Annotated in this window: 22 protein-coding genes; 13 read left to right on the forward strand and 9 right to left on the reverse strand. The window is 66.4% G+C overall.

What is annotated here, in order from left to right:
• Nucleotides 1-8 precede the first annotated feature (8 nt).
• Genes AC5RVN_RS00310 through AC5RVN_RS00330 form a run of 5 tightly spaced genes read left to right on the forward strand, consistent with a single transcriptional unit; the run spans nt 9 to nt 6,115 of the window.
• The gene (locus tag AC5RVN_RS00310) at nt 9-1,754 is read left to right on the forward strand and encodes a nitrite/sulfite reductase (RefSeq protein ID WP_494105187.1); all 1,746 of its coding nucleotides are present in this window, start codon (nt 9-11) and stop codon (nt 1,752-1,754) included.
• Nucleotides 1,751-2,542: a phosphoadenylyl-sulfate reductase gene (locus AC5RVN_RS00315; protein WP_494136742.1), complete on the forward strand. Its 792-nt coding sequence runs from the start codon at nt 1,751-1,753 to the stop codon at nt 2,540-2,542. The genes AC5RVN_RS00310 and AC5RVN_RS00315 overlap by 4 nt, the downstream gene beginning before the upstream one ends.
• Nucleotides 2,539-3,486: a sulfate adenylyltransferase subunit CysD gene (gene cysD / locus AC5RVN_RS00320; RefSeq protein ID WP_494041695.1), complete on the forward strand. Its 948-nt coding sequence runs from the start codon at nt 2,539-2,541 to the stop codon at nt 3,484-3,486. The genes AC5RVN_RS00315 and cysD overlap by 4 nt, the downstream gene beginning before the upstream one ends.
• On the forward strand, nt 3,486-4,898 hold the full coding sequence (locus AC5RVN_RS00325) for a sulfate adenylyltransferase subunit 1 (RefSeq protein WP_494136743.1): 1,413 nt from the start codon (nt 3,486-3,488) through the stop codon (nt 4,896-4,898). The genes cysD and AC5RVN_RS00325 overlap by 1 nt, the downstream gene beginning before the upstream one ends.
• A 50-nt stretch (nt 4,899-4,948) precedes the next feature.
• Entirely contained in the window at nt 4,949-6,115 is a 1,167-nt protein-coding gene (locus tag AC5RVN_RS00330; protein ID WP_494041697.1) for an RtcB family protein, read from the forward strand.
• A gap of 26 nt (nt 6,116-6,141) precedes the next feature.
• On the opposite strand, the gene AC5RVN_RS00335 is transcribed toward AC5RVN_RS00330, so the two are convergent.
• Together AC5RVN_RS00335 and AC5RVN_RS00340 are read right to left on the reverse strand one after the other, a co-directional pair.
• The gene (locus AC5RVN_RS00335; protein WP_494136744.1) at nt 6,142-6,969 is read right to left on the reverse strand and encodes a glycerophosphodiester phosphodiesterase; all 828 of its coding nucleotides are present in this window, start codon (nt 6,967-6,969) and stop codon (nt 6,142-6,144) included.
• A gap of 113 nt (nt 6,970-7,082) precedes the next feature.
• Nucleotides 7,083-7,493 carry an Hpt domain-containing protein gene (locus AC5RVN_RS00340; RefSeq protein WP_494041699.1) on the reverse strand — a complete coding sequence of 137 codons (411 nt, stop codon included), beginning with the start codon at nt 7,491-7,493 and terminating at the stop codon, nt 7,083-7,085.
• 331 nt (nt 7,494-7,824) lie between these two features.
• Here AC5RVN_RS00340 and AC5RVN_RS00345 point away from each other — a divergent pair, with 331 nt between their 5' ends.
• The 6 genes from AC5RVN_RS00345 to AC5RVN_RS00370 all read left to right on the forward strand — a co-directional run bounded on the left by AC5RVN_RS00345 (nt 7,825) and on the right by AC5RVN_RS00370 (nt 15,564).
• Complete coding sequence (locus AC5RVN_RS00345; RefSeq protein ID WP_494137081.1) at nt 7,825-8,964, forward strand: ABC transporter substrate-binding protein; 1,140 nt, start codon at nt 7,825-7,827, stop codon at nt 8,962-8,964.
• Nucleotides 8,965-8,999: 35 nt separating this feature from the next.
• On the forward strand, nt 9,000-9,725 hold the full coding sequence (locus AC5RVN_RS00350) for an ABC transporter ATP-binding protein (protein WP_494041700.1): 726 nt from the start codon (nt 9,000-9,002) through the stop codon (nt 9,723-9,725).
• Complete coding sequence (locus AC5RVN_RS00355) at nt 9,715-10,662, forward strand: ABC transporter permease (protein ID WP_494136745.1); 948 nt, start codon at nt 9,715-9,717, stop codon at nt 10,660-10,662. Before AC5RVN_RS00350 ends, AC5RVN_RS00355 begins: the two co-directional genes overlap by 11 nt.
• A gap of 138 nt (nt 10,663-10,800) precedes the next feature.
• Complete coding sequence (locus AC5RVN_RS00360) at nt 10,801-12,576, forward strand: glycoside hydrolase family 5 protein (protein WP_494136746.1); 1,776 nt, start codon at nt 10,801-10,803, stop codon at nt 12,574-12,576.
• A gap of 150 nt (nt 12,577-12,726) precedes the next feature.
• Nucleotides 12,727-13,998, forward strand: a complete 1,272-nt coding sequence (gene cobA / locus AC5RVN_RS00365; protein WP_494136747.1) for a uroporphyrinogen-III C-methyltransferase — start codon at nt 12,727-12,729, stop codon at nt 13,996-13,998.
• A gap of 99 nt (nt 13,999-14,097) precedes the next feature.
• Nucleotides 14,098-15,564: an FAD-dependent oxidoreductase gene (locus AC5RVN_RS00370; RefSeq protein ID WP_494136748.1), complete on the forward strand. Its 1,467-nt coding sequence runs from the start codon at nt 14,098-14,100 to the stop codon at nt 15,562-15,564.
• 101 nt (nt 15,565-15,665) lie between these two features.
• On the opposite strand, the gene AC5RVN_RS00375 is transcribed toward AC5RVN_RS00370, so the two are convergent.
• Genes AC5RVN_RS00375 through AC5RVN_RS00385 form a run of 3 tightly spaced genes read right to left on the reverse strand, consistent with a single transcriptional unit; the run spans nt 15,666 to nt 18,030 of the window.
• Nucleotides 15,666-16,880: an SRPBCC family protein gene (locus AC5RVN_RS00375; protein WP_494136749.1), complete on the reverse strand. Its 1,215-nt coding sequence runs from the start codon at nt 16,878-16,880 to the stop codon at nt 15,666-15,668.
• 28 nt (nt 16,881-16,908) lie between these two features.
• Nucleotides 16,909-17,736 carry a DUF1206 domain-containing protein gene (locus AC5RVN_RS00380; protein WP_494136750.1) on the reverse strand — a complete coding sequence of 276 codons (828 nt, stop codon included), beginning with the start codon at nt 17,734-17,736 and terminating at the stop codon, nt 16,909-16,911.
• 3 nt (nt 17,737-17,739) lie between these two features.
• Nucleotides 17,740-18,030, reverse strand: coding sequence for a hypothetical protein (locus tag AC5RVN_RS00385; RefSeq protein WP_494136751.1), 291 nt, complete (start codon nt 18,028-18,030; stop codon nt 17,740-17,742).
• Between the two features lie 153 nt (nt 18,031-18,183).
• On the opposite strand from AC5RVN_RS00385, the gene AC5RVN_RS00390 reads away from it, so the two are divergent.
• The gene (locus tag AC5RVN_RS00390) at nt 18,184-18,720 is read left to right on the forward strand and encodes a hypothetical protein (RefSeq protein ID WP_494136752.1); all 537 of its coding nucleotides are present in this window, start codon (nt 18,184-18,186) and stop codon (nt 18,718-18,720) included.
• A gap of 93 nt (nt 18,721-18,813) precedes the next feature.
• On the opposite strand, the gene AC5RVN_RS00395 is transcribed toward AC5RVN_RS00390, so the two are convergent.
• The 3 genes from AC5RVN_RS00395 to AC5RVN_RS00405 all read right to left on the reverse strand — a co-directional run bounded on the left by AC5RVN_RS00395 (nt 18,814) and on the right by AC5RVN_RS00405 (nt 22,183).
• Nucleotides 18,814-20,031 (reverse strand): AI-2E family transporter, encoded by a 1,218-nt coding sequence (locus AC5RVN_RS00395; protein ID WP_494136753.1) that lies wholly within the window; start codon nt 20,029-20,031, stop codon nt 18,814-18,816.
• 118 nt (nt 20,032-20,149) lie between these two features.
• Complete coding sequence (locus AC5RVN_RS00400; protein ID WP_494041710.1) at nt 20,150-20,830, reverse strand: FadR/GntR family transcriptional regulator; 681 nt, start codon at nt 20,828-20,830, stop codon at nt 20,150-20,152.
• A 6-nt stretch (nt 20,831-20,836) separates the two neighbouring features.
• Nucleotides 20,837-22,183 carry an MFS transporter gene (locus AC5RVN_RS00405; protein WP_494136754.1) on the reverse strand — a complete coding sequence of 449 codons (1,347 nt, stop codon included), beginning with the start codon at nt 22,181-22,183 and terminating at the stop codon, nt 20,837-20,839.
• Between the two features lie 146 nt (nt 22,184-22,329).
• On the opposite strand from AC5RVN_RS00405, the gene AC5RVN_RS00410 reads away from it, so the two are divergent.
• A complete protein-coding gene (locus AC5RVN_RS00410) occupies nt 22,330-23,898 on the forward strand; it encodes a CYTH and CHAD domain-containing protein (protein WP_494136755.1) in 1,569 nt (522 codons plus the stop codon).
• Nucleotides 23,899-23,913: 15 nt separating this feature from the next.
• Here AC5RVN_RS00410 and AC5RVN_RS00415 read toward each other — a convergent pair whose 3' ends face one another.
• Complete coding sequence (locus tag AC5RVN_RS00415) at nt 23,914-25,350, reverse strand: PucR family transcriptional regulator (protein WP_494041713.1); 1,437 nt, start codon at nt 25,348-25,350, stop codon at nt 23,914-23,916.
• Nucleotides 25,351-25,514: the final 164 nt, after the last annotated feature.

Here is a 25,514-nt window from a genome sequence, read left to right on the forward strand (position 1 = left end):
GTCGATGCATGACTGATACAGCTCTGGCCGGAGCGTCCGCGGACACCGCCGCCTCCAAGCGCCCGGCCCGCACGTCCCGACCCGCCGCGAAGCCGCACGGTCAGTGGAAAGTGGACGGCAAAACACCCCTGAACGCCAACGAAACCTGGAAACAGGAAGACGACGGCCTGAACGTGCGCGAGCGTATCGAGACCATCTACTCCAAGGAAGGCTTCGACGCCATCCCCGGCCAGGACCTGCACGGCAGGTTCCGCTGGTGGGGCCTGTACACCCAGCGCAAGCCCGGGATCGACGGCGGCAAGACCGCAACCCTTGAGCCGCACGAGCTCGAGGACAAGTACTTCATGCTCCGTGTAAGGATCGACGGCGGCGCCCTCACCACCGAGCAGCTGCGGGTCATCGGCCAGATCTCCGTGGACTTTGCCCGGGACTCGGCGGACCTCACTGACCGCCAGAACATCCAGCTGCACTGGATCCGGGTGGAGGACATTCCCGAGATCTGGACCCGCCTGGAAGCCGTTGGCCTGTCCACCACCGAGGCGTGCGGCGATGTTCCCCGCGTTATCCTCGGTTCGCCTGTGGCCGGTATCGCCAAGGACGAGATCATCGATCCCACCCCGCTCATCGAGGAGCTGGGGGAGCGGTTCATCGGCAACCCGTTGCTGTCCAACCTGCCGCGCAAGTACAAGACCGCCATTACCGGCCACCCCAGCCAGGACGTGGTCCACGAGATCAACGACTTCGCCCTGGTGGGTGTCCGGCACCCCGAACTCGGCATCGGCTACGACCTCTGGGCCGGGGGCGCGCTGTCCACCAACCCGATGCTGGGCAAGCGCCTCGGCGCGTTCGTAACTCCGGAGCAGGCCGCGGACGTCTGGCTAGGCGTCACCAGCATCTTCCGCGACTACGGCTACCGCCGCATGCGCACCAAGGCGCGCCTGAAGTTCCTGATGGCCGACTGGGGTCCGGAAAAGTTCCGGCAGATCCTCGAGGACGAATACCTGGGCTACAAGCTGGCCGACGGACCGGCAGCGCCCAAGCCCACCTCCCCGGGAGACCACATCGGGGTGCACGAGCAGAAGGACGGAAAGTTCTTTATCGGTGCCACCCCGCTGGCCGGCCGCCTGTCCGGTGCTGCCCTGGTGAAGCTCGCGGACACCCTCGAGGCCCGCGGCTCCTACCGCCTGCGCACCACGCCGCACCAGAAGCTCGTTGTCCTGGATGTCGAGAAGGAGCAGGTGGAGCCACTGGTGGCCGAGCTGGACGCGCTGGGCCTGTCCGCCCGCCCGTCCGTGTTCCGCCGCGGCACCATCGCCTGCACCGGCATCGAATACTGCAAGCTCGCCATTGTGGAGACCAAGCACACCGCGGCCACCGCCGTCGCCGAACTGGAACGCCGCCTGGCCGATCTCGCCGCCTCCGGGAAATTGCCGCACGCCTTGTCGCTGCACATCAACGGCTGCCCCAACTCCTGCGCCCGCATCCAGACAGCGGACATCGGCCTCAAGGGCATGATGCTTCCCACGCCCGACGGCGACCCCTCCCCGGGTTTCCAGGTTCACCTGGGCGGCGGGCTGGCGTCCAACGAGCGTGAGGAAGCAGGGCTGGGACGCACCGTCCGCGGACTCAAGGTCTACGTGGACGACCTGCCCGATTACGTGGAGCGCGTCGTCCGCACCTTCGTGGCCCAGCGCGCCGAAGGCCAGACCTTCGCCGAGTGGGCACACGCCGCAGACGAGGAGGCACTCCAGTGAGCAAGCACGCCCTCGGAGTCGACCCTGTTGTAGCGCCGGCTGAGGCTTCAGCCCAGGTCGACGCCGCGGTGGCAACCGCTGCTCCCAAGCTCCGCTCCAAGGAAGAACTGAAAGCCCTTGCCGCGGCCGGCGCTGCCGAGCTCGGCTGGGACGCCCCCGCCCGCGACGTTATCGCCTGGGTGGAACGCAACTTCGACCTGCCCGCGGTGGCCGTGGCCTGCTCCATGGCTGACGCCGTCCTGCCTGCCCTGGTCGCGGACCAGCTGCCCGGCGTCGACGTCCTGTTCCTGGAGACCGGCTACCACTTCCCGGAAACCTACGCCACGCGCGACGAGGTGGCCGCGAACCTCCGCGTCAACGTGGTGGACGTGCTCCCCGAAACCACCGTGGAACAGCAGGACCGGCTTTTGGGCAAAAACCTCTTCGCCCGCGACGCCGCCCAGTGCTGCGCCCTCCGCAAGGTGGCCCCGCTGCGCCGCACCCTGTCCGGCTATGAACTGTGGTTCACCGGCGTCCGACGCGACGAAGCCCCCACCCGCACCAACACCCCGCTGGTGACCTGGGACGAGGCGAACGGCCTGGTCAAGGTCAACCCGGTGGCCGCGTGGACGTTCGACCAGCTGGTGCAGTACTCGGACGATAACCTCCTGCCCGTCAACCCGCTGCTTTCCCAGGGTTACCCCTCCATTGGCTGCCAGCCCTGCACGCGGAAGGTGGCGCCGGGCGATGACCCCCGCGCCGGCCGTTGGGCAGGCTCCGACAAGACAGAATGCGGACTACACGTATGAGCACCTATCTATCCGAGGAGACCACCCAGGTGAGTGAAGCTGGAGTCTCGACCCGGTTGAGCAGCCTCGACACCCTCGAATCCGAGGCCATCCACATCATCCGCGAGGTTGTTGCCGAGTTCGAGAAGCCTGCACTGCTGTTCTCCGGCGGCAAGGACTCTGTGGTGATGCTGCACTTGGCCACCAAGGCATTCTGGCCCGGCAAGGTTCCGTTCCCCGTGCTGCACGTGGACACCGGCCACAACTTCCCCGAGGTCATCGACTTCCGGGACCGCACGGTGGAGCGGCTTGGCCTGAAGCTCGTCGTCGGCTCCGTCCAGGAGTTCATTGACCGTGGCGAGCTCGCCGAGCGTGCCGACGGTACCCGCAACCCGCTGCAGACCGTCCCGCTGCTGGACGCCATCCAGCAGAACAAGTTCGACGCCGTCTTCGGCGGCGGCCGCCGGGACGAGGACAAGGCGCGAGCCAAGGAACGCATCCTGAGCCTGCGCGACGAGTTCGGCCAGTGGGACCCGCGCAACCAGCGTCCCGAGCTGTGGAACCTGTACAACGGCCGCCACACCGTGGGCCAGCACGTGCGCGCGTTCCCCATCAGCAACTGGACCGAGCTGGACATCTGGCGCTACATCGAACGCGAGAACATAGAACTGCCCGGCCTGTACTACGCCCACGAGCGCGAGGTCTTCGCCCGCGACGGCATGTGGCGTGCGGTCGGAGAGGTATCCCAGCCGCTGCCTACCGAGGAAGTCATCACCAAAACCGTCCGCTACCGCACCGTGGGGGACATGTCCTGCACCGGCGCCGTTGAGTCGGACGCGTACACCGTTGCCGACGTCGTGGTTGAAGTCGCTGCCTCCACCCTGACCGAACGTGGCGCCACCCGTGCAGATGACCGCATCTCCGAGGCAGCCATGGAAGACCGCAAAAAGGACGGGTATTTCTAATGAGCACCGACACCGTTTTGTCCGGCGCCGACGCGCTGGTGACAGCCCTGCCCACGACGCTCTTCCGGTTCGCCACCGCGGGATCTGTCGACGACGGCAAGTCCACCCTCGTGGGCCGCCTCCTTCACGATTCCAAGGCAATCCTCGCTGACACGCTGGACGCGGTTGCCCGCACCTCCGCAGACCGCGGCTTCGGCGGCGAGAAGGGCGGCATCGACCTCGCCCTGCTGACCGACGGCCTGCGTGCCGAGCGCGAACAGGGCATCACCATCGACGTCGCCTACCGCTACTTCGCCACCGACCGCCGCAGCTTCATCCTGGCCGACTGCCCCGGGCACGTCCAGTACACCAAGAACACCGTAACCGGCGCGTCCACCGCGGACGCCGTCGTCGTACTCATCGACGCCCGCAAGGGCGTCCTGGAGCAAACCCGCCGGCACCTGTCCGTGCTGCAGCTGCTCCGCGTGGCGCACGTGATCGTGGCGGTGAACAAGATCGACCTGGTGGACTTCAGCGAATCCGTGTTCCGTGAGATCGAAGCCGATGTGCAGCAGGTGGGCCGCGAGCTCGGCCTGGGTGCTGACGGCATCAGTGACCTGTTGGTGGTGCCCGTGTCCGCGCTCGACGGCGACAACGTGGTGGACCGCTCCGAGCGGACCCCCTGGTACACCGGCCCGGCACTGCTGGAGGTCCTCGAAACCCTCCCGGCTGCAGACGAGCTGGAGAGCCACCTGGAAAGCTTCCGCTTTCCGGTTCAGCTGGTCATCCGGCCCCAGGGCGCCCTGGCTCCCGACGCCGTTGCCGCCGGCCTGGACGTGGAGGCCTACCGCGACTACCGCGCGTACGCCGGCCAGATCACCGAAGGTTCGGTCAAGGTGGGGGACAAGGTGTCCGTGCTGACTCCCGGCCAGGACCCCCGCACCACCACCGTGGCGGGCATCGACTTCGCCGGCGCCTCGCTGGAAGAGGCCGCCGCCCCGCAGTCCGTCGCCATCCGCCTCGCTGAGGAATTCGACGTCGCCCGCGGTGACACCATCGCCGCCGCCGGCACCGTCCGCGAAGCCTCGGCAGACCTGTACGCTTCGCTCTGCTGGCTTTCTCCCAAGGCGCTGCGCGAGGGGCAGAAGGTGCTGGTGAAGCACGGCACCCGCACCGTGCAGGCCCTGGTGCGCAATGTCTCCGGCAAGCTGGACCTGGCCTCGTTCAAGCTGGAGCCGGCGTCAACGCTCGAACTGAACGACATCGGCCACGCTCAGCTCCGGCTCGCCGCACCGCTCCCGCTGGAGAACTACCTGCACCACCGCCGCACCGGCGCGTTCCTGGTGATCGACCCGCTGGACGGCAACACGCTGGCCGCAGGCCTGGTCAAGGACCACCCGGGCGACCACGAGGACGAGCGCTACAGCATCTAAGCCTAACGGACCCAAGTTAGTCCTCATCCGAATGCGGGTAAGGGCCGGGCATGGAGACCATCAACAGCAAGCTGCTCAACTGGGCTTCAATCCTTGACCCGCAAACCCGGGAACAGGCCGTGATGACCGCGGAGCTGCCGTTCATCTATCCGCACTTGGCGCTGATGCCCGATGCCCACCTGGGCAAGGGCGCCACCGTAGGCTCAGTCATTCCCACTTTGAACGCCATCATCCCGGCTGCGGTGGGCGTGGACATCGGCTGTGGAATGATCGCCGTGCGGACCCAGTACTCCCTGAAGGACCTGCCTAAGGACCGGAGACGGCTCCGCGAGGACATCGAACGGGTGGTTCCGCTGTCCGCGGGGCACAACAATAAAAAGGTGCTGCCAACGGCCGAACCCCGGGTGGCTGAACTGAAGCAGCAGGCAGCGATGGCAGGCTTCAACCCTGCCCAGTACGTGGCGAAATGGGAGCTGCAGCTGGGGTCGCTGGGCTCGGGCAACCACTTCATCGAAGTCTGCGCCGACGAAAACGATGACGTCTGGCTGTTCCTGCACTCAGGTTCGCGCGGCATCGGCAACAAGATCGCCCAGCACCATATCGGCGTTGCCCAGCATGTGTCCCGGAAAAACCAGATCCGGCTGCCGCACCCGGACCTTGCCTACCTCGATGAGGGCACGCCGCAGTTCGACCGGTACATCGCGGAGCTGCGCTGGGCCCAGCACTTCGCCTTGCTGAACCGGGAAGAAATGATGGACCGCGTCAGCACCCAGTTCGGCAAGTGGGTGGGCGGCCCGGTCCACGAACGGGAGCGAATCAACTGCCACCACAACTTCACCCAGCAGGAGAAGCACTACGGCAAGTCCCTCTGGGTGTCGCGGAAGGGGGCCATCAAAGCCGCGCCGGGCGATCCCGGACTCATTCCCGGCTCCATGGGGACGGCGTCGTACGTGGTGGAAGGAAGGGGCAACCCGGCATCCCTGAACTCCTCGCCGCACGGGGCAGGCAGGGAATACTCACGCAACGCCGCCCGCAGAACGTTTTCCCTGGAGGAGCTGAAGAAAGCCATGAGGGGCATCGAGTTCCGGGCATCCGAGGCCTTCATCGACGAGATTCCCGCCGCCTACAAATCAATCGACCAGGTAATGCAGGACGCCGCAGACCTCGTCACGGTCCGGCACAAGCTGCGGCAACTCATCAACGTCAAGGGCAACTGAGCGGCAGGAGCGGATTGTTGGCCGGGTCAGGCCGGCGCGGCTGCTGCCCTCCGCGCCCGTGCGGACTCGAGCCATGCCCGGGCCTGGCCGGGGTCATCGGCCGTGCCGCCGTCGGCGTTGAGCTCCAGTGCCCGGTCCAGGTCTTCGCCGCTCCTCAGGGGCCAGACGTGGACCTCCAGGCCCGCGGCCTGCAGCTGTTCCACGTGCAGGGAAGTGAGGTGCTCGAACCCCGTATACAGTGCCCCGGCACCGGTAACGATGAGGACATCCTCGAGTTCTTCCTGCTGCCGGCGCGTAGCGGGAAAACTGCTGACGATGAGGCCGCGGGGTACTCCCGGCAGGTGCAGCGTGAGGAGGAACAGTGCCTGCGGGAGGAAGCTGGAGAACTTGATGCGCCGGGTGTTGGACGGGTCCTGAGCCAGCAGCGCGGCCAGGGCGGGCACCGCCGACGGGTCTTTAATCTCCACCTGAAGCGTGGCGGTGGTCAGCCGGAGGACCTCGGCAAAAGTCAGAACCTCGTGCCCTGGCGCCAGCTGAACCGCATGCACCTCGGCCAGCGTCAGCCCGGTGACAGACGCCGTGGCGTTCCCCCTTCCTGCTGCCAGCCGCTCAAGGGTTGGATCGTGGAGGACGATCGGGATGCCGTCGGCCGTGATGCGCACGTCAAGTTCGATGTCGTCAACACCGGCTGCCTCGGCCAGCCGGAACGACGCCGCGCTGTTCTCGGGTGCCAGGGCCATGGCCCCGCGGTGGCCGACGAGAGCGAAGCGGGCCTTCCGGGAGCCCGGCCCGACGTTGTGGTTCAGAGAGTCAGTGGGAAACTGCAGAGCGGGAAGCACCTGGTGGTTGGTCACAACCAGAACCTATGGAGGCAAGGTCAACTGCCAGGTGGAGGGACCTTAACGGGGCAAAAACTTCCGGTCAAAAGTGCGGCCGCCCTGCGGTTAATCAAGGGGCCCACGGCGCATCAGCTGAGGTCCGGTTTCTGTTTGAGGGCAGCCTGCAGGAGATAGGTGGTCTGCCGGCTGCACTGCTTGATCCGCCGGAGGTGGGCTGCTGCCAGCTGGGGCAGGGCGACGGCGGGGTCGGTGTCACGGGTATCGCGTCGAATATCCTGTTCCAGGTCCATGGCAAGCCCCGCCAGCCGTTCCGCCCCCACCATCTGGCTGGAGGTTTTGAGGCTGAGGACAGCGTCAATGGCCCCCTTAAGGTCACCGGTCGTGAGGGTCTGACGCAGCCGCTCCGTCCTTTCAGGCAGGTGCGCGATGAAGTTCTGGACAAACACTTTCCAGACTCCCTCGTCGTCGTCCAGCTCCTCGCGCAGCCTCACCAGCACGGCCGGATCCAGGAGGGGTAAGTAGCCGTCGTTCTGGGTCACGGTTGCTCCCACCGGTGAACCTCCGCGCTAAGTACAGCCCCATGACACAACCGATGCCTGAACAGCCTGTTAGCCATAACGCCCCTGAAAGTCAAAACTCCTTTGTGCCTCCCAGCAGGACTTTCCATGGACGCTACGGGGCAGGGGAGGGCCAGGCACGAGTAGGGAGTACTCGTCTTTCCCATTGCGGGAAAGCCGGCGCTTCCAAGTGGTGGGTCCGCCGACCGTCAATTATGACGCTAGATGAACCCGCGTGACCCCCCGTTTCCGCTTCATTGAACGGCCTTATGCCACTCCCTATGGTGAAACAATGACTAGTTCCAAGCCCGGGATGACCCGCATCGTGGCAGGCGAAAGCGCGGTTCCCAAGCGCAGCCGTGCCATCGAGGCGGCCCTGGCTGTCGGGCTGGTCCTGCTGATCGTGGTGGGCGCTGTGGTTGCCTCCACTGTCTCGCGTAACACTGAGGCCCGGGCAGTCGAGCCCACACCCGCCGCCGACTTGAAGCTGGGCTACTTCGGGAACGTGACCCACGCCCCCGCTCTTGTGGGCATCAGCCAAGGCTTCCTGGCAGGCGCCCTCGGTGATACTGCCCTCAGCACTGAAACTTTCAACGCCGGACCCGCGGCCATCGAAGCCTTAAATGCAGGCGCCATTGACGCCGCCTACATTGGCCCCAACCCGGCCATCAACTCCTTCGTCAAAAGCCAGGGTGAGTCAGTCCGGATCGTGGCCGGCGCTGCTGCCGGCGGCGCCCAACTGGTGGTCAGGCCGAAAATCGAGTCGGCTGCGGACCTCAAGGGCAAAACGCTCGCCTCGCCCCAGCTTGGCGGCACGCAGGACGTTGCCCTCCGCGCCTGGCTTTCAGACCAGGGCTACAAAACCAACGTTGACGGCAGCGGCGACGTCGCCATCAACCCCACCGAGAACGCCCAGACGCTGAAGCTGTTCCAGGACGGAAAGCTCGACGGCGCGTGGTTGCCCGAGCCGTGGGCGTCCCGGCTGGTGCTCCAGGCCGGCGCAAAGGTACTGGTGGATGAAAAGGACCTGTGGGACGGAAGCGGCACCGGCAAACCGGGAGAGTTCCCCACAACGGTCCTGATCGTGAACCAGAAGTTCGCCGCTGACCACCCGGACACGGTGAAGGCCCTCCTGGCCGGCCATGCGAAGTCGGTGGCCTGGTTGAACGAGGCTCCTGCCGCCCAAAAGGCAAGCGTCATCAACGCGGCCCTGCAGGAATCGGCCGGAGCAGCCCTGGCCGGGGACGTCCTCGCACGGTCACTGGCCAACATCACGTTCACCCTTGACCCGCTGGCCGGAAGCTACCCCCGGTTGCTGGAGGACGGGGTGGCGGCCGGAACCACCAGGCAGGCGGACATCAACGGGTTGTTCGACCTCCGTCCGCTCAACGAAGTCACCGCCACCAGCGGCGCCACCGCACCTGTTTCAGCAGCCGGCCTCGGCCAGGACTGACACCCTCACTTCCGTAACTACCTAAGGACGGCACCATGCCAGTCGTACTGGAACACCTGGGCAAGAGCTTCGGCGATGGCGCCCCGGTACTGGACGACGTCAACGCCAACATCGGCAAGGGCGAGTTCGTTGCCCTCCTCGGTGCCTCCGGCTGCGGCAAGTCCACCCTGCTGAACATCATGGCCGGACTGGAGGCCCCGTCGTCGGGCGCCCTCGAAGTTCCCAGTGACGGCGCTGCCTTTATGTTCCAGGACGCCGCGCTGTTCCCCTGGCTCACCGCCCGGGAGAACATCGAACTGGCCCTCAAGCTCCGCGGCGTGGGCAAAGCCGAACGCAAGGCCAAGGCCCAGGAGCTCCTCGAACTGGTGCACCTCGGCGCCGCGGGGGACAAGCGCCCGCACGAACTGTCCGGCGGCATGCGCCAGCGGGTGTCCCTGGCCCGGTCGCTCGCGCAGGACCGGCAGCTGCTCCTCATGGACGAGCCCTTCGCTGCCCTCGACGCCATCACGCGCGACCTGCTGCACGATGAACTCGAGCGCATCTGGAAGGAAACCGGGCGCACCATTGTCTTCGTGACCCACAACGTCCGTGAGGCCGTGCGCCTGGGCCAGCGCGTACTGCTGCTGTCCTCCCGTCCCGGCCGCGTTGTCCAGGAATGGGCCGTCACCGAGGAACATCGAACCGACGCCGGGCTTGCCGGCCAGCTGACCGGAGTCATTACGGCCCGGCTGCGTGAGGAGATTCGCCGCCATGCCAAGTAAGTCCACGCCCCTTGCGGAAGCGCCGTCCGCGTCGGCCGAACCCCAGCATATTCACGCTGCCCTGTTGCGCACATCCACTGGCAAGGAAGACCTGCGGGAGCTGGAGTCCGGGCTGGACTCCCTGCAGTCCGACGCCGACCGTAAACATCGGATCGACTGGAGCCGGGTGCTCCTGCCGATCGCCGCCCTGGTTGCCCTGGTCCTGATCTGGCAGTTCTACGTCTCGCTCGGGGTCAAGCGCCGGGACCTGGTGCCCGGTCCCCTGGACGTGGTGGCCCAGATGGGTGTCCTCTGGAACGAGGGCAAACTGCAGGAATCCCTGTGGACCTCTATGCAGCGGGGACTGGTCGGCTTCGTCATCAGCGTGGCCATCGCGACTCCCGTGGGTTTGCTGCTGGCCCAGGTGGCTCCGCTCCGCCGCGCCTTCGGTCCGCTGATCTCCGGCCTGCAGGTGCTGCCGTCCGTGGCCTGGGTACCCGCCGCCATCATCTGGTTCGGCCTGACCGACGCCACCGTGTACTTTGTGATCTTCATGGGCGCCATCCCGTCCATCATCAACGGGCTTATCTCCGGAGTGGACCAGATTCCGCCGCAGTACCGCAGCGTGGGCACCGTCCTGGGCGCTTCCCGGCTCCAGATGTCACTGCAGATCATCCTCCCGGCAGCGCTCCCCGGGTACCTCAGCGGACTTAAGCAGGGTTGGGCATTTTCCTGGCGTTCGCTCATGGCCGCGGAAATCATCGCGGTCGGCGGCACCATCGGCTTCGGCCTGGGCTCACTGCTGGACCAGGGCCGGCAACTGTCCGACATGTCCGTGGTCATGGCGGCAATCCTGCTCATCCTGGCCGTCGGCATCCTGATCGAACTGCTGGTGTTCGCCCCGATAGAAAAGCGCCTCCTGCGCAGCCGCGGCCTGCTGGCCGGCAGCACCCGCTGACCGGGCGGCGGCGGCCCGGACAAAACCTGCGGTAATGCCCGACGGCGACTTCCGCCGTCGGGCAGTACCGTTTCTTTGGGCAGCTGATACCGCTGCGAATAAGCTGGGCTTTCAAGCGTCGACCGAGGGGAGACAGCGGTGCCCGGTACCGGTACTTCCGAGCCGTCCCATGGGTGGCGCCGCATTTTGGGCGGCGCAGGCAAACCCTGGGTGCAGGCGCGGTGGTTGGTGGTCCTGCTGGTTGCCGTTCCTGTGCTGATCGTGGCGGGATGCACCGTGTTCCTCAACAGCGGCGCAGACCGGAAGCCGGACTCCGAGTTTGTCACAGCGTACGGCCGTGGCCTGTTCGTCAACGGCGAACCCACCAGGCTCAAAGCCGTAAACTTCTCGAACTTCTACCACCGGAACCTCAAGGGGAATGAGCTCCTGGACTCCCAGCACCACTCGGCAGCCGACTTTGCGCGGGCCAGGGAAATGGGATTCAACAGCGTCCGCTTCGCCTTTGACGGAGACTGGTACGTGGATTCGCCGGACTTCTTCTTCCAGTGGCTGGACCGGAACGTGGCGTGGGCGAAGGAGCATGACATGCGCCTGGTCCTGGACCTCCATACCCCCATCGGGGGCTTCTGGCTGGACCGCGCCAGTGATGCGGTGAGCTTCGACCTCTGGTCCAGTCCGGAACTGCAGCAGCGCAACCTGGACCTGTGGCGTGACATCGCCGGGAGGTACAAGGATGAGAAGGCCATCGCCGCTTACGACCTGCTGAACGAGCCGGTGACAGCTGACGCTACAGGCGAGCAGTGGCAGCGGCTGGCAGGGGACATGGTGGCTGCGGTGCGTGCTGTTGACCGGAACCACCTGCTGGTGGTGGGTGGAATCTACGGCGTCAACGGGCATTACGGAACCACCGGAATCGACCCCCATTTCCTGGTGGACGATGACAACGTGGTGTACGACTTCCATTTTTACGAGCCCATGGAGTACACCCACCAGTACGCCTCATGGATCGGCGGTCCGCTCAGGGACGGGGGCCGCTACCCGGACCCAAACGTCGTCATCTCAACTGGCGACAGGGTCCTGCTTCCGGAAAACCGGATCACCACTCCGTCCCTGCCGCCCGGGACATCGGACTGGGCGCCCTATGACAGCGGCGCCATCCCCATCGACAACGACCGGGCCATGGCCGCTGCGCCGTTGGTCACGGTACAGGGCGGGATGAAGGGAACCGTCCGGTTCGATGCCATCGTGGTGACCGAATATGGCCCGGACGGAGCGGAAATCCGGAAAGTCACCGAGGACCTGCTGGACGGCGACGGGACGCGGGACTGGCACGAATGGCAGTATGGCGGGGATGACGCGGCACCGGCGGAGTTTGCGCGGGAGGCTTCCGGGTACCAGGACAACGGCAGCCTCTCCATCACCAACGTTGCCGCCGGGGCCACGGCAGGCTGGAGCAGCGATTCACACCTGTTCAAAGTGACACCGGGCAACAAATACCGCATCCAGGGCTACATGCAGGGGCAGGACATCGCAGCCCTGCCCGGGTCAGCCCCGCGCATCAGCCTGCAGCTGGACGTTTACGCCGGAACACCGGATGCGGCAGGAAACGGCTTCGTGGAGCTCGGCAAAGAGTACCTGGCCAACGAAATCGCAAAGCACCTGGACTTCGGCGCCCGCCACAACGTCCCCATGTCCGTCATGGAGTTCGGACTGGTACGGCAGGCCTTCGAGATGGAAGGCAAGGGCGGAGACCGGTGGGTGGCCGATGTACTCTCCCTCCTCGAGGACAACGATCTCAGTTTCGGCTACTGGCAGTACCACAACGACCACATGGGCCTCTACCTCACCGGCACGGGCCCGCCCGGGGAGCCGAACCGGTTGCTCCAGGACACGCTCACACGCGAACTGCGGTAACCGTGCATGCCCGGCAGGAGCCGTGGCGTCAAAGCGTGCGGCGGGAGTCCGGACGGCCTGGCAGGGCCTTGTATGACGCAGCGTTACCTTGCGTGAACTGGTGTTGCTCGGCCTTTGTTGGCGATTGTGACGCGGCCCTACCGTTGATTCATGGCAATTCAGGATATTTACCCCACAGCGCTGCGGTTGCTCGGCCGCCCGGTGCTGGTGGTGGGCGGCGGCCCCGTGGCTGCCCGCCGCGCCAAGGGTCTGCTCGACGCCGGTGCCCGGGTCACCGTCGTGGCTCCGGTTGCCTCTGACGTGCTCCAGGAAATGGCCCGCTCCGGCCTCCTCGTCTGGCAGCCGCGCACCTACTCTTCCTCCGACGTCGACGGCGTCTGGTTCGTTCAGACGGCCACCGGGGACGCTGCGGTGGACGCCCAGGTTTCCGCCGACGCCGAGGCGCAGCGGATCTGGTGCGTCAACGCCTCCGACCATGAAGCCTCCGCCGCCTGGACTCCCGCCGTGGCAGAAGTGGACGACGTGAAAATCGCCGTGAACGCCGGTGGAGACCCGCGCCGTGCCATGGCCGTCCGCGATGCCGTGGCCACAGCCCTGGAAACCGGTGACCTGCCGCTGCGCCGCCGCCGCGCTTCCGCCGGAAGTGTCGCCCTCGTCGGTGGCGGTCCCGGAGATACCGGCCTCATTACCGTCCGCGGCCGCCGGCTCCTGGGCCAGGCCGACGTCGTCGTCGCTGACCGCCTTGGCCCCCGTGAACTACTGAACGAACTGGCGCCCGACGTCCGCATCATCGAGGTGGGCAAGACCCCCGGCCACCACCCCGTCCCGCAGTCAGACATCAACCGGATCCTCGTTGACGAGGCCCTCAACGGCCACCGCGTGGTCCGGCTCAAAGGCGGCGACCCCTACGTCCTGGGCCGCGGCGGCGAGGAAGCCGAGTACTGCCGGCAGCACGGCATCGAGGTTGAAGTGGTTTCCGGCGTCACGTCCGCCATTTCCGTTCCTGCTGCCGCCGGCATCCCGGTCACGCACCGCGGCCTGGCCAAGGGCTTCAGCGTGGTGACCGGGCACGAAGAACTCACCGAAGTACCGGCCCGCCCGGACCACACGGTTGTCCTGCTGATGGGTGTGGGCCAGCTGCGCGAATCGGTGTCCGCCCTGGGCAAAGCCGGTCTGCCCGGCAACACCCCGGTTGGTATTGTTGAAAACGGCTATTTGCCGAACCAGCGCGTCACCATCGGCACCCTCGGTTCCATCGCGGACCAAGCCGAAGCCGCCGGGGTCGCAAATCCCGCAGTGATAGTCATCGGTGATGTGGTGCGCGTCAGCCCCTTCGCGCCGTCCCACTTCAAAACCGCTGATTACAGCACCATCACCCCGAACCAGCCCCGCACCACCAAGCCCCGAATCCTCACCTCCTAGCCCACAACCCAACCAGGTCGCAGTAACTGTCGTTATGAGCCCTCAAAACGACAGTTAGTGCTACCTGGTTGGGCCGGAACGAACAAAAGGAACACAGCCGTGTCATCAAGCACCACCGTAGGTTCTGCCGAACGTCCGCTGCGCGTCGCCGTCGTGGGCTCCGGCCCGGCCGGCGTCTACGCCGCGGACATCCTCACCAAGAGCGAAGCCGTCAAAAGCGGCGAGCTGACTGTGAGCATTGACCTCTTTGACCGCTACCCGGCACCCTACGGACTGATCCGCTACGGCGTGGCCCCGGACCACCCCCGCATCAAGGGCATCGTCAACGCCCTGCACAAGGTGCTGGACCGCGGCGACATCCGCTTCTTCGGCAACGTGGACTACGGCACCGACCTCACCATCGAGGATCTCCGCACCCACTACGACGCCGTCATTTTCGCCACCGGTGCCATCAAGGACGCGGACCTGAACATCCCCGGCATTGAGTTGGACGGCTCCTACGGCGGCGCGGACTTCGTCTCGTGGTACGACGGCCACCCCGACGTGCCGCGCGAGTGGCCGCTGGAGGCAAAGGAAATCGCTGTTATCGGCAACGGCAACGTGGCCCTTGACGTGGCCCGCGTCTTGTCCAAGCACGCCGACGACCTGCTGGTTTCCGAAATTCCGGACAACGTCTACGCCGGCCTCAAGGCTTCGCCCGTCACGGACGTCCACGTCTTCGGCCGCCGCGGTCCCGCCCAGGTCAAGTTCACCCCGCTGGAGCTGCGCGAGCTGTCCCACTCAAAGGACGTGGACATCATCCTGTACCCGGAGGACTTTGAGTTCGACGAGGAATCCGACCGCCAGATCCAGTCCAACAACCAGACCAAGACCATGGTGGGCACGCTCACCAACTGGATCGCCGAGCAGCCCGAGGACCTCTCCGAGCTGAAGGCCTCCCGCCGCCTGCACCTGCACTTCCTGCACAGCCCGGTGGAGATCTACGACGACGCCGAGACGCCGGGCAAGGTTGCCGGCATCAAGTTCGAACGCACCGAACTGGACGGCACCGGCAACGCCCGCGGCACCGGCGAGTTCGTGGACTACCCGGTCCAGGCCGTCTACCGCGCCATCGGATACTTCGGTTCGGCCCTGCCGGAGGTTGAGTTCGACCACAAGAAGGGTGTTGTTCCGAACGACGGCGGCCGCGTCCTTGACGCTGACGGCAAGCACGTGCCGGGTATCTACGCCACGGGCTGGATCAAGCGCGGACCGGTTGGCCTGATCGGCCACACCAAGGGCGATGCCCTCGAAACCGTCACCTACCTCCTGGAGGACCGCGAAAACCTGCCGGTGGCCGCCGTCCCGGAGGCGGAGTCCGTCGTCGACCTGCTGGACGCCCGCGGCGTAAAGTTCACCAGCTGGGAAGGCTGGCTTGCCCTGGACGCGCACGAGCTGGCGCTGGGGGCAGCAGCAACGGAAGCCGGCGGTTCACACGGTGTTGAAGTCAAGCGTGAGCGCATCAAGGTGGTGCCGCGCGAGGACATGGTCGCCATCTCCCGCGACGGCGTCGCCGCGCAGGTCTAACGCAGAAACAAGAACTGCGCGGTCCCTTCCCGCCCACCCATTCATGGGTGCGGCGGGAAGGGACCGCCTGCTTTAAGCACGGACGGGCTGTCCCGTCGCCCTTACCTGCCTGCTCCGCCGACAGCCATGAGCTCCAGGCGCTTGAGGGTTTCACGGTTCCGTACCGTGATCATCGGGTCCCGCATGATTTTGGGCACCTTCTGGCCCGGGCCGCGGATGGCGTCCTCGGCGATGGTCACAAGGCATTGCCCGCCCTGGTCCTGGAGTGTGATGACTATCTTGGCCTCACCCATGGGCCAGCCGCGCGCCACCAGTTCCAGGGACTTTCCGGGGTCGACGGCGGTCACCCGGGTGCTGTCGTTGATGACCAGCGGCCAGGCGCCCACTGAGTGATGAAGGCGGGAACCGGTTTGCGGCCAGGTGTCGTCCACGGCACGGATGCGGGAGGCGCCGACAACCCAGCCGGAGTACAGCCAGCCATCGGCGATGACCCGCCAGACATCGGCGGCAGGAGTATTGAACAACTGGGACACGGTGGACATGGGTTTCCTTCCTGGGGCGGCTGGGCTGGTGCGTTCTCCGGCGGGAGCAGGAGCAGATCGGGCGACGGCGGGCGGACCGGGCAGCTGCGCCGTCCGGTAGGAGCGCTCCCGCAGGCGGCGGGTCCACCCGTATATCCCGGCGCCGGGCGGTGCGTTCCGTATGGGGTTGAAGCGGAGGGCCGTGTCAGCCTGTTCCGGGGCCGCCCGCAGCCGCAGTTCCCCGCACTGCCGCCACTGCCCGGCCGGCTTGGCCCAATACAGCCCGAGCACCCACTCGCCGGCGGTGACGGATCCAGCCGGCAGGGTTACGGTGCGGAGCCCCAGGAGTACCGGACCCTTCCGGCCCTGGTAAGGCATTATTGTGGTGAAGGTGGCGGAGGGAACGTCGAGCTTGGGCTGGAGCAGGAACCTCCCGGGCACCTGCCAGCCGGTGGAGGCAAACAGGACGTCAGCGGTGTCGTTAATCCGGAGCGCAAGCCCCAGGACGTCCGGAAGCCGTTCGGGGAGCCCGGCCGAGCGCGAAAACCGCGCTGCAACGGGGTCCTCCCCGGGAACGTCGAGCCAGTCCAGTCCGCTCGGCTCGCCCGGGTTGCCGGTCCTGGTAAGTTCGCCATCCAGGCGGATGCCCTTGGGGTGGATTGGCCGGTCGGGGCGGGCCACCTTCAGGAGCCGGAACAGGGCAGCAAAAGCCCGGCCCGCCGTCTCCGTGGCACCGGGCACCACGTCCCGCGCCGCGCCGCCGCCGGCTGGTTGCTCCCTCAACAAATGCGTCATGCTTCCTTCCTACCCACAAAAGGTGGAACTACATGCGCCCGAACCTCGACCGGATCAGGGCGAAAATCCCGTAGGCGATGAACCCTGCCCCAATGACCACGAGCAGGTACGGGCCGAAGGGGTGGTCCCGGAGGGCTTTGAGGCCGCCGTCCAACCCGGTGGACTCCTCCGGGGTGTGCTTGGCAGCGGCAATGACAAAGAGCAGGCCGGTGAGGCCAAGGGCGGCGCCTTTTGAGACATGGCCTGTGACGCCGAGGGTGTCGATGAGCCGGCCGCGCCGGGTGCCGTCAAAACGGAACAGCTCCTCCTTGAAGCCCCGCCGGACGCCCTTGAACACAAAGTAAATGCCGATCCCGATGATGGTCAGGCCCAGCGCCACCAGCCCCCACCGGCCCCAGGACGTAGCCATGAGCGAGGCGCTGAAGTCCCGCGTGCTCTCACTGGAATCCCCCCGCATCCCCACGGCAAAACCGGCAAAACTGAAGCCCACACTGGTGTAGGCGACGGCCAGGAAGCCCGAGGAGATCAGCTTGGATACGCGTTCCTTGCGGGGCAGGCGGCGGGCCCGTAGCGTCGCTTCGCTCGCCTGCCACAACCCCAGGCCGATGCATGCCAGCACGCACGCCCACATGACTGCCGGACCCCACGGGTTTGCGGCCAGTTGCTCAATGGCTCCGGTGGGTTCCGCTTCCCCCGGTTGGCCGAAAGCCACGGCGACGGCGATAGCTCCGATGATGACATGCAGCAGGGCCATTACGGCGAACCCGGTCCGGGCCAGAACGTCCAGGGCGGGGTGGTTGGAGGCCTCCTCAACGGCATCCGCGGCCTGGCTGATGGTGGATTCGCTCTCTGACACAGGTCAGCCGTTCATGGGCCCTTCGGCACGGATCTTCTCCGCACCGGGTCCCTCCACGTGAACGGTGCAGCGCACCACGAGCTTTCCGGGTGCGTTGTCCAGCTCCACCAGGGTATCGTCCGCACTCAACACGGTGAACACCTCGGAGCCCGGGACAACAGCGAGGCCCTTGGTTTTGGCGGTGTCCTGCGCATTTCCGAATGCTTCGCGCTGAAGCCCGTCCACGTAGCTGTCTTCATTTTCGCGGGCCGGGTCTCCGAAGGCCCAGCCGAACAAACTCCCAGTAGTTCCCATGAGCACGATATTACGCGGTCGGCATGGGCAAGACGGGCTTTCGTAACATTAGTAAGTGTGCTTACCATAGGCGGACCATGACCTCGATGGGACACGGCAAGTGAAGTCCGCAGGCACGGCATCTCAACCAGTTCAACGTTAGGAATGCACATCATGGCAGGAAATCTCATTGCCCGGTCAGTTCACGACCTGACGGCAGCAGCATGGTTTGGTGGGTCCCTGATGGGGGCCATCGGCCTGAACGGCGCAACAGCGCAAGCCAAGGACCCCGCTGAGCGCACCCGACTCTCCAGCGCCGGCTGGATGAAATGGGCGCCGTTCCAGACGGCAGCATTTGCCTCGCACCTCGTAGCGGACCTCGCCATCGCCTTGGAGAACAAGGAGCGCATCGCCCAGCAGGACGGCGTGGCAAGGGACACCGTCATCAAGACGGCCGTGACGCTGGTTGGCGCAGCGGTAACCCTGTACTCCGGCATCCTTGGCAAGAAGGTCGAAAAGCTCGCAGCGGAGGGCGCCGAAGGCGCCACCGAGCCGCGGCCTGACGCTTCCGACGAACTCCAGGCCGCGCAGCAGCAGCTCAAAATGCTGCAGTGGGTCATCCCCGCTTTCGCCGGACTCGTAGTGATCCTTGGAGCCAAGCATGGCGAGATGCAGCGGCCCAAGAACGTGTTCAAGGGAGTGCGCAGCTAACTCCCGCGGCGCTGACGCAGCAAACGCAACGACGGTCCGGCACCCAGGTGCCGGACCGTCGTCGTGATTGGGCCAAGAGGTTCCCGGAGCGCTTTAGATTGGCTGGCTATTGAGCGGCGGAAGGTCCGGGTTCATGTCCTCCATGTTCGGATCCTCGGCCGTCCAGACCTGGATGATGGCCCAGGCAACGGCGGCCAGCGGGACGGAGAGCACCGCGCCGACGATGCCGGCCAGGATGGTGCCGGCGGTCAATGCCATCAGGATCACCAGGGCGTGAAGCTGCAGGGACTTGCCCATCACAATCGGCTGCAGCAGGTCGCCCTCGAGCTGGTTGACGGCGATGACCACGGCCACCACGATCAGCGCAACCACGGGGCCATTGGCCACCAGGGCCACCAGTGCGGCCAGAATGCCGGCCACGGTTGCGCCCACCAGCGGGACAAAGGCTCCAATGAAAACGATGATGGCCAGGGGGATGGCCAGCGGAACCTGCATGATCAACAGCGCGGCCCCGATGGCTACAGTGTCCACCAGCGCAACGATTGCCGTACCGCGGACGTAACCGCCAAGTACCTCAAGGGTGCGGCTGCCGACCCGGCGCAGCTTGGCTTCGCGTTCCCCCTTGAAGGGACGGAGGAAGAAGTTCCAGATTTTGGCGCCGTCCTTCAGGAAGAAGAACAGGATAATGATTACCAGGCTTGCCCCTGCCAGGAACTCGGTGACCACGGACAGCCCGGTAAGAGCCCCCGACCGGACCTGGCTGCTGGTGGCGAACTGGATAATGCCCTCGCGGGCCTGGTCCAGCTGTGCCTGTTCGAGGGGGATGGGGCCGGTCAGCAGGAACTGCTCGAGCTCATCCAGCCCTGATGCAGCCTGCTGCGCCAATTCGCCCCACTGGTTCCGCACCGAGTGGTAAATCACAGTGGAGACGCCGCCGAGTACCAACAGCAGCCCAATGAAGGCGATGCCGGTGGCCAGGCCGCCCCGCATCCCGCGGCGCCGAAGCATGTTGACGAACGGGCCGATGGCGGCGGCCAGGATGAGCGCGATCAGGATCGGAATCACGAGCAGCTTGATCTGCAGCAGCGCGTAAACGGAGACCGCGGCGACTGTCAGGATCAGCAGGACCTGCGCCGAACGGATGCCCACCCTGCCCAGCCCGTCCGCCCACAGCGCGCCGGCCGGCTTTGGTTCCTTCTTCCGTGCAGCGGGGCCGGGGGTGTGTTGCTGCGGTGCTGACCCGGCCGCCGGCACGGGCTGCGGGGTGTCCGTGGCCGGCCCCTGGTCGGTCACGCGTATTGCTCGCGCCATGGGGGACTCCTCATCATCGGCGGGTGCCTGGGCACGGGTATGCGCCGCAGGCCTACTACCTGTCTCAGATAGTAAGCCTACTGACTGATTGAGGAGGGGCGAAACCCCGAGGAACAGATTATCCGGCCAACCACTCGGCGCATGAGTTCAGGTTGGCGTTGACCGTTGCCACGGCCGCGTCTTCGTCCCGCTGCTCGATGGCGGCCAGCAGAAGGTCGTGGCCTTCATGCTGGAGCCCGTCGAATCCGGGCCGGCGGAGCTGTTTCAGCAAATCCCCGTGGACAACGGCGCCGAAGCTGACGTAAAGCGCGTGCAGCAGGGGATTTGCCGATGCCTGCGCCACCCGCTCGTGGAAGCCCCAGTCAGCCCTCGCCCATGCCTCGAAGTCCTCCGAGATCCAGGCCTCGTTCCGGTCCGCGAGGAGGGCTCGCAGGGAGGCGGTGTCGTCCGCCGTCGCGTTCCGCGCCGCCAGCCTGGCAGCCTGCGTGTCCAGTCCGCGCCGGACCTCCAGGATGTGGGCCTCTGTGTGGTCCTGGTACATGCGGCGGGCGGCGCCGGAGATCTCGCTGGTGGCACGCACATAGGTGCCGTCACCACGCCGGACTTCCAGCATCCCGCTGTGGGCAAGCGCCTTGATGGCCTCCCGGAGCGTACCGCGTGAGACGCCCAGGTCAGCCATCAGTCCCGTCTCGGACGGGATGCGCTGGTTAAGGGGCCACTCGCCGGACTGGATCATGGTCCGCAGCTTTGCCGTGACTTCGTCGGCGAGCGGCGGGCGGTGGGAAGTGCTCAGGGCCATGGCGTGCTACTTCCCGGTGGCCGCGGTGCTGCCGGCAGGGATGCCGATGGGGTTTTTGGCCTGGGTGCCGGCAACGCTTCGGGTCATCGCGCCGCCCGTGATCAGGTGGGCCACCACAATCTGCACCACCGCCAGGCCCAGCAGCAAAGCGAGGGGGAGGGTCCAGCCGCCCGTGGTGCTGTGCAGGAGCCCCATCCCGAACGGGCCGGTAGTGGCGAGCAGGTAGCCGGTGGACTGGGCCAGCGTGGACAGCGCAGTGGTTTCGGTTGTGCTTGCACCGCTGCGGCTGATCATCACCATCACCAGCGGGAAAATGCCCAGTCCGAAACCCAGCAGGATCACCGGAAGGATGGCCAGGCCAACGGGCAGGACCAGGAGCAGGGCAAGGCCCGCCGCCATGGTGATGCTGACCAGGTAGAACGCCGGCCGCAACATCCTGGGCCGGGAACCGATGGCGATCAGCAGCATGCCCGCGGGAACGGATACCAGCTGCATCAGTCCGAACATCAGCCCGCTGCCGGAGGCGCCAAGTCCCATGGTGGTGAGCATGTAGGGAAGCCAGCTCAGCAGCGAGTAAGCCATGAGGGATTGGAGCGCGAAAATTGCGGTCAGCAGCAGCCCTTTCCGGGTTTGCAGCAGTGGCCAGGGCGACACGTGCTTTTCCGCTGGGCGGCCGCTGTGCCGGTGCGCATGAAGTGCAACAGGGAGGAAGCCCAGGAATGCGGCCACCGCGGTGATGCCGATTGCCCCGACGGCGGCGGACGGGGATCCGAGGGCCTGCGCCAGGGGGACGACGGCAACGGAGGTGACGGTGGCCCCGGTGGTCATGGTGACCGTATACACGGCCGTCATAAGGGAGGTCCGGTGGGCGAAGTGCTCCCGGATGAAGGACGGCATGGCCACGTTGCAGACCGCCAGCCCGGACATTCCCACAACGCTTCCGGCCACCAGCATCCCGGTAGCGGGAATCCCCCGCAGCAGCAGGCCGCCCGCAAGCATGGCCAGGGACAGCAGGATCGCCTTTTCCACCCCCAGCCTGCCCGTCAACCAGGACGTGCCCGCCCCCGCCAGGGCGAAGCACAGCGTGGGGATCGACGGGATGAACGCTGCCACCAGCGGCCCATACCCCAGCACATTCTGCAGGTCATGCAGCAGCGCAGACGCCCCGGTGATGCCCGCCCGCAGATTCAGCCCGATCAGCACCAGCGCAATAACCCCGAACACGACGGCCGAACGCGGCCTGGTGACCTGGGCCCCGGCAGTGGACGCGGCAGGCGCAGGCACGCGTGCGGCCGGCGGCTTGGATAATGGCTTGGAGGGCGCGGCGGCAGGAGCGGGGGGAGCGGCGGGCATGGTTCAAGGCTAAAGGTTAGACGTTTGATGTCTCCAGTTATGTGGCCAACCTCTCCCGGCGCATTGCATCTGCACAATAGACTTCCAGCGGGGTTCCGGAACGGAGAGTTCCGGCCCGCAGGCAGGACCAAAGCGGAAGGACAGCTGTGAAGGCTTCCCAGGGAATTGAGATTGAAAAGAAGTACGACGTCGGCGACGACGCCGCAGTACCCGCGCTGAAAGACCTGCCGGGCGTTGCCCGGGTGGGGACCCCCCATACCGCCCATCTTGAGGCTGTCTATTTCGATACAGACCGCCACACGCTGTCATCCCGCCGCGTCACCCTGCGCCGCCGCACCGGGGGACTGGATGCGGGCTGGCACCTCAAGCTGCCGCCGGAAGCCGCCGCAGCATCCGAAGGGGAACCCCAGCAGCGCCGGGAGCTGCATGCACCGCTTGGCCGGCCCGACGTCGTACCCGACATCCTGCTGGCCCACGTCCAGGCGTACCTCCGCGGCGCGCAACTGGTGCCGGTTGTCCGCCTGGAGACAGTGCGCACCACGCACGCGCTCTACGGGGAGGACGGAGGTCACCTGGCGGACTTAGCGGACGACCAGGTGGCGGCGACGCGTCTGCACCCGCCCGCGGACGAACAGCCGCAGCGCTGGCGGGAGTGGGAACTTGAACTTGTCGACGGCGGACCGGAGCTGTTCGGCCCTGCCGGTGCACTCCTCGCTGCCGCCGGCGCCCGCCCCGCAGCCCATGCCTCCAAGCTCGCGCGGGCACTTGGCAGCATCTCAGGGGAGAGGGATGAAGGGGAGAAGGAAAGCCCCGCCGCGCCCAGGACGGGAAAGAAGGCCACGGCCACTTCCGTCGTCACGGCCTATGTAGGGGAGGAGGTGGGCCAGATTACCGCCGCGGACGCCGCCGTCCGGCTGGAGGAGCCCGAGGGCGTCCACGACATGAGGTCCGCGACCCGGCGGATCCGTTCGGTGCTGGCCGCCTACCGGAAGCTCTACCGGGCCGTCCCGGTGCGGCGCCTCCGGGACGAGCTCCACTGGCTGGGCCGCCTGCTGGGCGAACCCCGGGACGCTGAAGTCCTGCTGAACCACTTACGGGCGCACATCGCTGAGCTGCCGCCCGGTGAGGGGGCCGACGCGGTAAGGGCCCAGGTCGAACTCACGGCCGGGGCAGCGTTCGACGCCGGGTACCGCCAACTTCAGGAGGCACTGCAATCGGAGCGCTATTTCAAACTGCTGGATGACCTGGAAGGTTTTTGCAACCGGCCGCCGGTGCTGTCCCGGGCGGCTGCTTCAGGACGGACCGTTGCCGCAAAGGTGGTGGAGAAGTCGGCCCGCCGCCTGCGGCGCTCGCACAAGGCCGCGGCCCATGCAAGGCGGGGAACGGCCCACGAAAATGCCCTCCACCAGGCGCGCAAGGACGCCAAACGGCTCCGCCACGTTGCGGAATCCGCTGCGCTGGTGCGGGGCAAACGCGCCGGGAAAGTGGCCAAGGCCGCACACCGGCAGCAAAAGATGCTGGGGGACTACCATGACGCCGTCATTGCACGGAACCTGTTGCAGGCCCTCCAAACAGGCCAGGAACTGTCGGGGACCACGGCTGAGGCACTGGCCGCACTCGGGACCCGGCAGGCGGAATTGATGGATTCGGCCGAGGCCAAGTACCGCAAGGCCCGCAAGAAGTCCCGGAGGCTGCTGAAGCCCCGGGTCATCTGACGACGTCGGGTTTCCTTACTTTCCCTGCCTGGCGGACAGCCTGGCCACTGCCAGCGCCAGCCACAGCTGCACCCGGTCAGCGGTGACGGCGGGATCGTAGCCGGTGAGCTCGGTGATCTGCGCCAGCCGGTACCTGACGGTGTTCCGGTGCAGGGTGAGTTCCTCGGCCACCGCGGCCACGGAACCGTTGTTGTTCAGGTAGCTCTCAAGCGTGGTCATCAGTTCGGCGCCGTGGGCGGCGTCGAAGGTCCGGAGCGGGTTGAGAGACTCGTGGGCCATGTCGGCCAACGGCACGTCTTCGCTTGCCAGCAGCAGGGACGTCAGGCTCAGCCGCTCCGGCTCGTTGACGGGCAACCCGTGGCTGGCGGCGTCACGCCCCTCAAAGTAGCTCCAGCGCAGACCGTTGGGCTTGGTGTACGCCCCGCCGATGCCGATCGTCGCATGGATCCCCGCCTCAGCGAGGTGGTCACTCAACTTGCGCGCCAAAGACGGCGCCGTGCCGCCGTCGTCGTTCATCACCAGCACGAGATCCTTGCCCACGACGGCGGCAACGGCGTTCTCCAGCTCCCGCGGTACTGAGGTGCTCAACAGGGCTTTGTGGTGGGCGGCGGAGACTGCCAGCAGCACAACATTCTTGCGGGTGCTGTTCACGCCGATGCCGGCGAGCCGGCGCTGGGCCTCACTGGTTTCCAGGGCCCCGTGGATCACGTCCTCCAGCACCTGCCCGCACAGCGCGCGCTCGGACTGGCGCTGTTTGACCATGTTATTCAGTTCCACGCTGATCAGGTTCTGGGCGTAACCGATGATGCCCGAGTCCTCGAAAGGCTTGTGCACCCACAGCGTGCAGGCATCACGCCGGCCAGTTGGGATGGGGTACGAGGACCAGGTGTCCGCCTGCGGAGTGTCCTTGCTGCTGTTGTACAACTGGGCGGTGAACTGGGTTAGGGCAATGTCCGCCCGCAGCATGCCACCCAGGTTCTTGAGGAGCTCGGCCAGGCCGCCGCCTGTCAGCAGGGCGCGCGCCAGGACCTGGTGCCCGGCGATCAGGCGCTCAAGTTTGGCGTAGTGGTCCGCGGACTGGGCGTCAGCAACCAGCTTGCCGATGGCGATGAACGGTGTGGCGTAGGGGACTTCCACCACGGGCAGGCCCCACCGGTTCGCCTCCGCGAGCAGTGCCGGCGGCACGGCCTCATGCGAGAGTCCCACACCGAAGCCGATACCTACGGCGCCGGCCCGCTGCACCTGCCGCACGAAGCGCCGCTGCTCCGGCGCGGACTTCAGCCGCAGGCCGGTGGTGAGGATCAGTTCCCCGCCGTTGATGAACCTCTGCGGGTCCTCCAGCTCGGTCACTGCCACCCAGTTGATGTCCTGGTGCCACGTGGTCTCGGCAAGCCCTGCTTTGGACAGGTTCAGGGACTTGACACCCAGAAGGGCAGCGAGGGAAATGGCCATGAACCAAGGATAAGCGGGCGCTAGTCAACCGCACTAACAAGCAGCAGAAAGGGTGTGCAGGTGGCTATTCACCGCGCAGGAGTGCTGGCATAGGCTCAAGGCAGTCAAATCCGTCCGCCCTGATTACCGCTCAGGTGCGGGTGGCCCCCAGGAAAGAGGTTGCA

Source organism: Arthrobacter sp. sptzw32 (assembly GCF_059089735.1).